Annotated in this window: 10 protein-coding genes; 2 read left to right on the forward strand and 8 right to left on the reverse strand. The window is 43.7% G+C overall.

Annotated elements, in window-relative coordinates; translation table 11 throughout:
* Positions 1–10: 10 nt before the first annotated feature.
* Positions 11–1105, forward strand: a complete 1095-nt coding sequence (locus tag CTER_RS05225; RefSeq protein WP_004623990.1) for a GerAB/ArcD/ProY family transporter — start codon at positions 11–13, stop codon at positions 1103–1105.
* A 36-nt stretch (positions 1106–1141) separates the two neighbouring features.
* Here CTER_RS05225 and CTER_RS05230 read toward each other — a convergent pair whose 3' ends face one another.
* Positions 1142–2638, reverse strand: coding sequence for an MDR family MFS transporter (locus tag CTER_RS05230; protein WP_004624296.1), 1497 nt, complete (start codon positions 2636–2638; stop codon positions 1142–1144).
* Positions 2639–2772: 134 nt separating this feature from the next.
* Here CTER_RS05230 and CTER_RS05235 point away from each other — a divergent pair, with 134 nt between their 5' ends.
* The gene (locus CTER_RS05235) at positions 2773–3366 is read left to right on the forward strand and encodes a PadR family transcriptional regulator (RefSeq protein WP_004624100.1); all 594 of its coding nucleotides are present in this window, start codon (positions 2773–2775) and stop codon (positions 3364–3366) included.
* A 10-nt stretch (positions 3367–3376) separates the two neighbouring features.
* Here the strand turns inward: CTER_RS05235 and CTER_RS05240 are convergent, their stop codons facing one another.
* The 7 genes from CTER_RS05240 to rpoZ all read right to left on the reverse strand — a co-directional run bounded on the left by CTER_RS05240 (position 3377) and on the right by rpoZ (position 11821).
* Positions 3377–4189 (reverse strand): ABC transporter permease, encoded by an 813-nt coding sequence (locus CTER_RS05240; protein ID WP_004624196.1) that lies wholly within the window; start codon positions 4187–4189, stop codon positions 3377–3379.
* Position 4190: 1 nt separating this feature from the next.
* Positions 4191–5150 (reverse strand): daunorubicin resistance protein DrrA family ABC transporter ATP-binding protein, encoded by a 960-nt coding sequence (locus CTER_RS05245; RefSeq protein ID WP_004624142.1) that lies wholly within the window; start codon positions 5148–5150, stop codon positions 4191–4193.
* Between the two features lie 63 nt (positions 5151–5213).
* On the reverse strand, positions 5214–6248 hold the full coding sequence (locus CTER_RS05250) for a HAMP domain-containing sensor histidine kinase (protein WP_004624234.1): 1035 nt from the start codon (positions 6246–6248) through the stop codon (positions 5214–5216).
* On the reverse strand, positions 6245–6904 hold the full coding sequence (locus CTER_RS05255; protein ID WP_004624212.1) for a response regulator transcription factor: 660 nt from the start codon (positions 6902–6904) through the stop codon (positions 6245–6247). The genes CTER_RS05250 and CTER_RS05255 overlap by 4 nt, the downstream gene beginning before the upstream one ends.
* Before the next feature lie 344 nt (positions 6905–7248).
* Positions 7249–9888, reverse strand: a complete 2640-nt coding sequence (gene ppdK / locus CTER_RS05260; RefSeq protein WP_004624171.1) for a pyruvate, phosphate dikinase — start codon at positions 9886–9888, stop codon at positions 7249–7251.
* A 238-nt stretch (positions 9889–10126) separates the two neighbouring features.
* Positions 10127–11515: a glycine--tRNA ligase gene (locus tag CTER_RS05265; RefSeq protein ID WP_004624016.1), complete on the reverse strand. Its 1389-nt coding sequence runs from the start codon at positions 11513–11515 to the stop codon at positions 10127–10129.
* Between the two features lie 99 nt (positions 11516–11614).
* Positions 11615–11821, reverse strand: a complete 207-nt coding sequence (gene rpoZ, locus CTER_RS05270) for a DNA-directed RNA polymerase subunit omega (RefSeq protein WP_004624075.1) — start codon at positions 11819–11821, stop codon at positions 11615–11617.
* Between the last annotated feature and the right edge of the window lie 3 nt (positions 11822–11824).

Consider the following 11824-nt stretch of genomic DNA (forward strand, 5'->3'; position numbering starts at 1 on the left):
GAGGAGTCATATGGTTGAAAAACAAAAGGAGCATGTTTCAAGCACAGAGATATGGGCAGCCATGTTTATTTACATTACTGCCGATGCAATGACCGCCCCTATTGGAGGACAGGCAGGAAATCAATCCTGGCTGTCGATTTTAATCGCTATACTTTTAAGCCTTGGTGTGGCCTGGATATATACTTACCTGTCGGATTCCCATTCCGGGAAATCAATTATAGACATAGCTGAAATATCTTTGGGCAAATGGTTCGGTAAAATAATCGGATTTTTTTATGCGTGGTTTAGCTTTGAACTCTGCTCCTACAATCTGAAAAACAATTGGCAGATGACCTCTATTGTGGCTCTCCCCAATACGCCGGTTATCATAATTGCCATATCCGCCATGATTTTTGTGGTATGGATAACATATGGCGGCATAGAAACCATAAGCAGGCTGTCTATAATTTTTGTCCCCATACTTGTAATTTATTTGGGAATCGCTTTTTTATTGCTTGGCAGAGGTTTTGATGTAAAAAATTTTCTTCCTATAGGCAATATTGATTGGAGAAAAGTACTCTATTCCTCCTTTCAGATCACTACATTACCTATGTCTCTCAGCGTTATATTTGTTATGATCTTCCCCAGTCTGAACAAAAAAGGACAGGCAAAGAAACCTGCCCTGGTTGCTGTTCTGACGGCAGGTATATTGATTCTTCTATCGGATGTTCTATATGTACTTGTGTTGGGACCGCTTGTTCCGCATCTCACTTATCCTGGCTATACAACTTTTTCCTATATTGAGGCGGCTGACTTTTTAGACAGGGCTGAGATATTATTTTACAGTTTATTTATATCGATTAATATCATCGAAATAAGCTTATCTCTCTATGCCTCTGCACTCTGCATTGCCAGATTTTTTGGTTTGAACAATTACAAGGTATTATTGATACCTCTCGGCTTTTTGACAATTGAACAATCCTTATTTATTGTAAAAAATCATTCTGATCATATAAGCATAGCAGCCTACGGCTGGCCATGGTATGCCATGATTTTCCAGCTGCTGATCCCGGTTCTGTTAATTATAATTTCCGCTATCAGGAAAAAATCAACTTCAGAACAGTAACAGCAGCTAAATAGCACTACAATTTAAAAGTAAATATCAAGATTCCTGACATTTTACATTTGGGATATTGCGATTTTCCAATACCGGCTGCTTATCTTCATCAGAATTTCCCTTTTTCAATATAAAGCATAAAGGAATTGCCAGCAGAACTATTATGACAGATATGAAATAAATATCATTTATACCCATTACAAAAGCCTTGTCCTCAAGCAAGGACTTGCTCAATTTTAATGCGGCTTCCTTTGTTACAAGGTCTGCAGCATGCTGCTTTGTCTGAAAGGTCAGCAAGGATGTAAATATACCTATCGACAGGCAGCCAATACTTTGCGCTGCCCAGTTGTTAACTGACGAACCGTTGCCCACAAGTTTTTTATCCAGTGAGGACATTCCCAGGTTGGTCACCGGAGATGTGGCAAATGCTATTCCTATATTTCTGAAGGTCATGCATAAAACTACATACATATGACTGCTTCCCAGAGATAAATGAGATAACAGATATGATCCCACAGCCATTGAAACAATTCCGCCGATGACAAATATTCTGGGATCGACCCGGTTGTATAATTTGCCCACAATCAACATGCATAGCGCCATGGCCAGCGATGAAGGAAGCATGATTAATCCGGCATCCAGAGCTGATAAATGTTGAGCGTTCTGCAAAAATAACGGCGTTAATAGGGAACCTGCATAAAGGCCCATGGTTATGATACTTCTTATAATTACACTTATGGTAAAGCCTTTAAATTTAAATATTTCCAGATTTAAAATTGGATTTTTTGCGGTTATTTCCCGGATTATGAATAGTACGAGAATTATTATGCCGGCTGACATAAATAATATGGTTTTATACGAAGTCCATCCCCATTGGGCTGCTTCACTAAAAGCTGTCAACAGCAAAACACTTGCCGTCAGGCAGGTTGAGAAACCAACCAGATCAAAGCTGGCAGGAGGGTTTAACTTATAGTACGGAACAGCTTTGATAACCAATAATGCAGCTATAATCCCGATAGGTACGTTCATTATGAATATTGCCTGCCAGCTGAAGTTTTGAATAAGCCAGCCGCTTATGGTAGGGCCGAATGCCGGAGCAAGCATGGCTGAAAGGCTCCATAGGCTGATGGACATGGCCTGCTTTTTTCTGGGTATGATCTGATAAATAATCGACATTGTGGAAGGCACTGCAAATCCGTTAAAGGCCCCCTGTAATATTCTAAATGCAATTAAAGTCTGTACATTCCATGATAATGCGCATAATAATGAGCATATGGTAAATCCGATAATTGAAATCAAATATGTTCTCTTATAACTGAATTTTTCTCCAAAATAACAGGTTATGGGAGCCATAATTCCCGTCGCAAGCATAAAACCCGTCATTGCCCATTTTACAGTATCCAGGCTGGTATTGTAATGCTCCATTAAATAAGGCAGGGCAATATTAATAGTGCTTGAAGCAAGTGTCATCAGAAATGCACCTGTGACCACTGCCGTCATAAATAACCCATAACCGGACTTTTTTTGTTCAATTGTTTCCATTTATTATCTCCAATCCTAATAACATATGTAAGCATAAATTATTTATTTAATTGATTATATGTCAATAATGACATATAATATAATATGCTTGAAATATTGATATGTCAATATTGACATATTCAGAAGGAGAGTTTATGAATAAATTATCTTATGGTTTATTAAGTTTTTTATCTACCGAACCACTTACAGGATATGATTTAATGCTGAAACTCAATCACTTCTGGAGCACCACCCACAGCGCAATCTATCCCTTGCTGGCAGAACTGGAAGAAAAGAATTATGTCACATTCACGCTTATAGAACAAAACGGCAAGCCCGATAAAAAAGTTTATGAGATCACAGATAATGGAAGGTCGGTTCTGAAGGACTGGATCTCCTCTCCCACCGATGAGGCTGTTAGAAAAGATGAAATGATGTTAAAAATATATTGCATTCAGGGCTTTGATAAAGCAACCATTGATAAATTAATTGATGAAATGGAAAACAGATATAAAAAACAGCTCATAAAACACACTGAGTCCCTGGAAAAACTGAAGTCCTCGGTCGGCAATAAATTTAACTCCTGTAATGCACAAAGGTTCGGTTCTTACTTGATCCTTCAAAAAATAGTATGCGATGTGAAAATTGGAATTGAGTGGTGCAAATGGATTCGCATGTTATGTAATAAAAACGATGGGATCAACTGTCTTGACCATAACTTTCAGGATTTTTTGAAAAGCCTGGAATAAGTCTTTCATGTCAGGCGTTGCGTTTATATGTCAACAGCGTAAGCGGTACAAACACCACGAGGATCACAAGCGAACCCAGGAGCGCCAGCCAGAAATCAGCGCCGATTGTGCCGTTGCCCAGTATCTCGCGCACAGCCGTTATTGCTTTGGATACAGGGTTGATATATTGGACGAAGATTCGGATTACCTGTGGCATAGTTTCTGTCGGAACAAAGGCGTTTGACAAAAATGTCAGCGGAAACATAATAAGCATTGCATACATTGATGCAGAGGACACGGATTTGGCAGTCATCGCCACGAAAGCAAACAGCCAGCTTAAGCACCAACCGACAAACGTAATAAACCCGATGCACGCGATGACGCTTAAAAATCCCGGTCTGTACCCGATAACCGCTCCGACTATGAACACAACCGCACCGGCAATGGCATAACGCACAAGATCGGCGGTCAGTACGCCCGCAAGCGGTGAAATCCGCGCGATGGGCATGGATTTGAAACGGTTGGATATGCTCTTGTCCGTATCCTCTCGCAGTTGAGTTCCCGCATTGCCGCAGGAAGTGACGCAAGTCTGAATTAAAATTCCCGGAATGATAATCGGCAGATAGCTTGCAATGTCGCCTGAAATAGCACCGCCGAACAAATATGTGAACATCAGCGTGAATAGTATGGGCATAAGTGTAACATCCAAAAGGCTTTCAGGGTTATGAATGATTTTGAGGAATGTCCTGTGAGCGAAAGTAAACGTGTTTTTTACCGCCGTACCGAAACTGACGCGGTTTTTCAAGTCGCGCTTGTGCGCGGGAATAATAGCTGTATTTGTCATATTAAATGGCCTCCTTCTTGTCACCTGTGAGTGCAAAGAAAACTTCGTCAAGCGACGGTTCGCGCACATTTATGGCTGTAATGTCAATTTCTGTTTCTTTCAGAGCGGTCAGAACGTCCGCGAGTTTGATGGTATCGAACAGCGGTACTGTGATTTCAGAGGCTTCCGAAACCTGCACCTTGCTGCCCAGGACTTTTTCTGCAATTTGCGCGGCTATAAGCGCATATTTTGGATTTTTTACCGTGACTTGCAGACTTGACGCGCTTACAGAACGTTTTAATCCGGCAGGGGTGTCGTTGGCAACTACTTTTCCCTTGTCAATAACAACGATTTTATCTGCAAGCTGGTCGGCCTCGTCGAGGTACTGAGTGGTCAGCAGAACGGTCGAACCGTTTTTGACAAGTGTTCGGATTGTCTGCCACATTTGTGTTCTTGTGCGCGGGTCCAGCCCGGTCGTCGGCTCGTCCAGGAAGATAAGCGGCGGACTTGACAGCAGGCTTGCCGCAAGGTCGAGCCGTCGGCGCATACCGCCGGAAAACTTGGAGAGTTCGCGGTTTGCCGCTTCCGACAGCGAAAATTCCTCCAAAAGTTCCTCTGCTTTGCGCTTTGATTCAACACGGGAAAAGCCGAGGAGACGGGCAAAGATTTTTAAGTTTTCCATAGCCGTCAAACTTTCGTCGATTGTTGCATATTGCCCTGTCAAGCCGATGAGCTGGCGCACAATCTGCGTGTCATTCCTCACGTCGTACCCGAAAATCTTCGCTGTTCCCGCATCAGGCTTCAAAAGTGTCGCCAGCATGTTGATAGTAGTAGTCTTGCCCGCGCCGTTTGGCCCCAGCACACCGCAGATTGTGCCTGCCGGAATTGTCAGATTCACGCCGTCCACGGCTCTGTTTTTACCGAAGGTCTTAACCAATCCGGCTGCTTCGACTGCTGGTACGCTGTTTTTTATATTATCCATAAAAGTACCTCCATTTGATTTGATAGGTTCATTTTAAAACCTCAAATTAAACGGAGGTTAAACTCAATTTAAACGGATTGTAAACCGTGTCCCTGTATTTTTCTCACTCTCCACCGCAATCGAAAACCCGTGCAAATCGAGGATTTTCTTTACAAGCGCAAGCCCCAGCCCATTGCCGCCCAATGAGCGGTCACGGGCTTTGTCGGCCTTATAGAACCGTTCGAAAATGTGCGGCAAGTCCTCTTTTCCCATGCCGCAGCCCGTGTCGCTGATGATGACCTGTTCACTGTCTGCGGTGATTTTTATTACGCCGCCGTCAGGTGTGAATTTAATCGCGTTGTGCAGGAGATTAACCCATACCTGTGACAAAAGTTCCTGGTCGCCGTTGATTGTCGTTTTCTTCAAATCGGCCTCAAGTGTGATATTCTTCGCTGACCACTGCGGTTCAAGTGTCAGTGCGACGGATTGAAGCTGCCTGTCAAGTCGGTATTCGCAGATACTCAGCGGTTTCTTTTCTCCGTCCAGAGCGGAAAGTTTTAATAGATTATCGCTCAAACTCGACAGTCTGAGGCTTTCGGCCTCGATAATCGCTGCGTAGCGTCTGCGCTCCTCCGGCAGCAAGCCGTCATTCTGGAGCAATGCGGCAAAGCCCTTTATTGACGTGAGGGGTGACTGGATTTCATGGCTGACATTGCTGATAAAATCCTGCCGCATGGTTTCCAGCGAGCCGAGGTTTTTTGCCATTTCGTTGAATGCATCCGCCATTTCCGAGTGAGGGCCATTGGAGTTCGGTTCAATAAATATGTTAAAATTCCCGTGGGAAACCTGCTCAAAAGCGTTCAACAAAATATCGTATCCAAAGTCGCGGTGAGTATGCTTGAAATGTTTCAAACGGATAAAGCTGAGGAGTGCGGCAAATACGCAAAAGAATATCAATCCGCCAAGCCCTGACAACATTGCCGTTGCAAAGTCGGAAAGCCCTGCGTGCTTGACGGCAAGGTATGCAAGCGCAACGAACATACCGAATATAATAAAGAAGAACAGGAAACCTGAAACCACGCTGATTTTGCCAGGCTGTTTACGTTCTCCGTTGTTCATACCGTCACCTCGATTTTGTATCCAAGCCCGCGCACGGTTGTGATTTTGAAGCCGTACTGCTCCTCGGGGAATCGCTCGCGCAATCGTCCGATATGCACATCGAGAGTCCTCTCGTTGCCGTCGAAGTCGGAGCCCCAAATGTCCTCGATGAGATTGTCCCGTGAAAACGTTCGTCCGGGGAAACCTGCCAATTTAAACAGCAATTCAAACTCTTTCATCGGTATAGTATCACCGTTTACGCTGAATCCATTCCGGTCAACAGTCAGCTTTCCTATTTGTATAACCTGTGACGCTTCAATCTTGTAACGCCGTAGCAAGGCTTTGACGCGCATTAACAGTTCATCGCCCTCAAAAGGCTTAATCAGGTAATCGTCGGCTCCAAGATTGAAAGCTTTCATCTTGTCGGGCAGGCCCGATTTCGCCGTCAGAAACAGGACAGGCAGATTCTCGTAATATTTACGGAGTTTCTCTACAAGCTGATAACCATCCATCCGCGGCATCATTATATCAACCACGGCGCAGTCACAACCGTCAATTTTTTCAAGCGCGTCACGCCCGTCGATGGCTTCGATTACCTCAAAGCCGCCGTTTTTCAGTATTTTCCGTACGAGTTCGCGGATATACGGATCGTCGTCCGTGATTAGAATTTTAGGCATTATTCACCACTCCCGAGGCTATTTTATCATGAAAATGTAAACGGAAGTTAAACTCTTTTCCCTCCCAATTGAGGGGGAATACTAATCACAAATATTTATTTACCCTTGATTTATTTTCTTCTCCTGCTATCCCATTCTTTCCAGAACTTAATATATCCCCTGTTTTCAAAATTATCCTACGGAAGATTTCTAGTACTACAATTGTATCTTTCTGAATAACTGAAAAAGACAGTTTTTATAAAAAAAGGGTGTTGGCACATAAATTATATCAGCCAACACCCTATATTTATACTTGTATAATCGCCTTAAGCTCTTACGTTACAAGGCTTTTCATGCAATATTTCTTATTTCTGACCCAATCCGCCTCCACCAATTGCTGCCTGAGCCGCGGCAAGTCTTGCGATGGGAACCCGGAATGGTGAGCAGCTGACATAGTTCAGGCCCGCCTTATGGCAGAATTCTATGGAGGAAGGATCTCCTCCGTGTTCTCCGCATATTCCAAGCTTGATGTCAGGTCTTGTCTGTTTTCCAAGTCTGGCCGCCATCTCCACCAGTTTGCCTACGCCTGTCTGGTCAAGCCTTGCAAATGGGTCTGATTCATAGATCTTTTTGGCATAGTAATCCTCAAGGAATTTTCCTGCATCATCACGGCTGAAACCAAAGGTCATCTGAGTCAGATCGTTTGTACCGAAGGAGAAGAATTCAGCTTCGGCAGCAATGCTGTCTGCAATCAGAGCCGCCCTTGGTATCTCAATCATGGTGCCTACCTTGTAATCCAGATTGACACCGGCCTTCTCTATTACTTCGGCAGAAGTTTTTACAACTATGCCCTTGACATATTTTAATTCCTTGACGTCACCAACCAATGGGATCATTATTTCAGGAACCACAGACATGCCGTTCCGGTTCACATTGATTGCGGCCTCAATAACGGCTCTGGTCTGCATTTCTGCGATCTCAGGATAGGAAACCGCTAGACGGCAGCCTCTGTGACCCATCATAGGATTGAATTCATGCAATCCGGCTACAATACCCTTCAGCTCTGCAAAAGTCATACCCATCTCGTCAGCAAGTGCTTCTATATCTTCATCGGCCTGGGGCAGAAATTCATGCAGAGGAGGGTCGAGGAACCGTATGGTTACAGGATAGCCCTGCATCTCTCTGAAAAGGCCTTCAAAGTCACTTCTCTGCATGGGCAGCAGTTTGTCAAGTGCCTTTCTCCTCTGCTCCTCGGTCCTTGCCACGATCATTTCCCTCATGGCAGGAATCCTGTCGGCTTCAAAGAACATATGCTCGGTACGGCAGAGGCCGATACCTTCGGCCCCGAACTTAATGGCCTGCGCCGCATCGGAAGGAGTGTCGGCATTTGCCCTGACCTTCAAAGTCCTGGCTTCATCGGCCCACTGCATAAGTGTGGAAAAATCACCAGTCATTTCAGGTTCTATTGTAGGAAGTTTGTCGCCGTAGACATTTCCTGTAGATCCATCCAGTGAGATCCAGTCACCTTCGCCGTATTTCTTTCCGTCCTTGTCTATAAAATATTTCTCTTCTTCATTTATTTTTATTTCACTGCAGCCTGCAACACAGCAGGTTCCCATACCACGGGCAACAACGGCAGCATGGGAGGTCATTCCCCCGCGTCCGGTCAAAATACCCTGTGAAACATGCATGCCTTCTATATCTTCAGGAGATGTCTCCATTCTGACAAGTATGATCTTCTTTTCTCCGCCTTTTGCCGCTTCAACAGCTTCTCCGGCTTCGAAATATACACGTCCGGTTGCGGCACCCGGTGAGGCAGGAAGACCTTTTGCAACCGGCTTTGCCGCCTTCAGCGCTTTGGGCTCGAAGTTTGGATGCAGAAGTGCGTCCAGCTGCTTCGGATCAACCTTCATCAGAGCCTCGTTCTTTGTTATCATACCTTCACCGACAAGGTCAACAGCTATTCTCAAAGCAGCTGCTGCAGTTCTCTTGCCGTTTCTGGTCTGCAGCATGAACAGTTTGCCCTTCTCAATGGTAAACTCCATGTCCTGCATGTCTCTATAATGTGATTCAAGCGTACCTGCGATTTTAACAAACTCATTGTAGGCATCTTCATTTACAAGCTTCATTTGTTCCATGGGCTGAGGCGTCCTGATGCCTGCTACAACGTCCTCACCCTGTGCATTCATGAGGAATTCCCCATATAGCTTCTTTTCCCCGGTTGACGGGTTCCTGGTAAACGCAACGCCGGTTCCGGAATCATTGCCCATGTTGCCGTATACCATTTCCTGCACGTTTACTGCCGTACCCCAGTCGCCCGGAATATCATTCAGTCTCCTGTACACTATGGCACGCGGATTGTCCCACGAACGGAAAACGGCCTTAATTGCCTCCATAAGCTGAATTTTGGGATCCTGAGGGAATTCAGCGCCCTTTTCGTTCCTGTATAATTCCTTGTACCTTTTTACGACTTCCTTGAGGTTTTCTGCTGATAAATCTGTGTCAAATTTTGCACCGTTTTCTTCTTTAACCGCATCGAGAATTTTTTCAAACTTTGGTTTTTCAACCTCCATAACCACATCAGAAAACATCTGAATAAATCTTCTGTAGCTGTCGTAGGCAAACCTCTCATTATTAGTGAGTTTTGCAAGTCCGTCCACAACCTGATCATTCAGACCAAGATTCAAAATAGTATCCATCATACCCGGCATGGAAGCTCTTGCTCCCGATCTTACCGATACGAGGAATGGATTTGTTGGATCACCAAAGGTTTTCCCGACAATCTGCTCCGTTTTTGTCAGCATCTGATAGATTTCAGTTTCTATCTCAGATGCTATTATCTTTCCGTCGTTGTAGTATCTTGTACATGCTTCAGTAGTTACTGTGAATCCTCTGGGAACAGGAAGACCCAAGCCGGTCATTTCAGCCAGGTTTGCTCCCTTGCCTCCCAGAAGGTTTCTCATCGATGCATTTCCTTCACTAAAAAGATAAACGTACTTTGACATTTAAAACCCTCCTGTACAAACTAGAATTAGATATATAAACAAAATTGCATTACAGGAACTGTTGGTTCCAGGCAATTCAGCTTTCAAATAGTGTCTGTTCCGGATAGCCAAATACTTTAATACAGTAATTTCTGCGTTGGAAGAAAACGATTACAGCAAATGAAATGAATTTGTTAATTACTTAACTTTCTATATAGGCAATTAATGCAGGCATAGTTATTATGCCTGCATCAGTTTATTAAAATTCAAATTTCCCGTTGAAGTATGAGTTTAATTCATCGATTTTTATTCTTACCTGCTGCATGGTATCCCTGTCCCTTATTGTAACACTCTTATCTTCAAGAGAATCAAAGTCAAAGGTAATACAGTACGGAGTTCCGATTTCGTCCTGTCTTCTGTATCTCTTGCCGATACTGCCGGTCTCATCGTACTCACAGACATAATTTTTTGTCAGCATCTGATAAACTTTATCGGCCTCTTCCCCAAGTTTCTTGGAAAGCGGAAGAATAGCAATCTTAACAGGTGCCAGAGCTGGATGGAATCTCAAGACTGTTCTTACATCACCTTCAGCCACTTCTTCTTCATCGTATGCCTCACACAGGAATGCCAGTGTGACTCTGTCGGCACCCAGAGAAGGTTCAATACAATATGGTACGTATTTTTCATTAGTTGCCGGGTCAAAATATGATAAATCATCCTTTGAGTGGAGCATATGCTGTTTCAGGTCATAATCGGTCCTGTCGGCTATACCCCACAATTCCCCCCAGCCGAACGGGAACATGAATTCTATGTCGGTAGTCGCATTGCTGTAATGTGACAACTCTTCCTTTTCATGATCACGAAGCTTTAATGACTCGGGTTTCATATTGAGAGCCAGCAGCCATTTATAACAGAAATCCTTCCAGTAATTGAACCATTCAAGATCTTTACCGGGCTCACAGAAAAATTCAAGCTCCATCTGCTCAAATTCACGTGTCCTGAAAGTAAAATTCCCGGGTGTTATTTCATTTCTGAAAGACTTTCCTATTTGTCCGATACCAAAGGGTATTTTCCTTCTGGTAGTTCTTTGAACATTCTTAAAGTTAACAAATATTCCCTGGGCTGTTTCGGGCCTCAAGAATATCTCGGCCTTGGAATCCTCTGTAACACCCTGGAAGGTTTTGAACATAAGGTTGAATTTTCTTATATCGGTAAAGTTGGCTGAGTCACAATTAGGGCATTTTACTCCCCTGTCCTTTATGTATTGCATCAGCTCCTCATTTTTTAAACCGTCAACTTTGAATTCTATATTATTTTCCTTGTTCCAGTCCTCGATAAGTTTATCTGCTCTGTGGCGGGTTTTACAATCCTTACAGTCGATCAGAGGGTCGCTGAAGCCTCCAACGTGTCCCGAAGCCACCCAAACCTGCGGATTCATAAGTATTGCACAATCAACTCCTACATTATAGGTGCTCTCCTGAATAAATTTACGCCACCAGGCTTTTTTTACGTTGTTCTTCAGTTCAACTCCAAGCGGACCGTAATCCCATGCATTTGCCAATCCGCCGTATATATCTGAACCCGGATAAACAAAACCTCTGTTTTTGGACAAAGAAACTATTTTTTCCATTGTTTTTTCAACTGCCACTGTTAATACCTCCTATATATGTTGGAAAACCCGTTCCCGGATTTTCTTATGCGAAGAGTAAAAAGTCTTTAATTTTGCTGAACCGGTCTGCGCATTCCCTTATTTTATGACATTCTTGGTTCTTACATAGGTTATTTTGTCTTCTGCTATTTCATGAATAGCAACAGTTACTTCCTTGTCGGAATTTACCTTTGTAAGCTTGTTTGCTCCATCCACCAGCTGTCTTGCCCTCTTTGCCGTCTCAACTACCAAAGTGTATCTGCTGTCAACTTTTTTCATCAAATCATTGATTGAAGGGTAAATCATAAA

It is taken from the genome of Ruminiclostridium cellobioparum subsp. termitidis CT1112, assembly GCF_000350485.1.
In the GTDB taxonomy this organism is placed as follows: domain Bacteria; phylum Bacillota; class Clostridia; order Acetivibrionales; family DSM-1351; genus Ruminiclostridium; species Ruminiclostridium termitidis.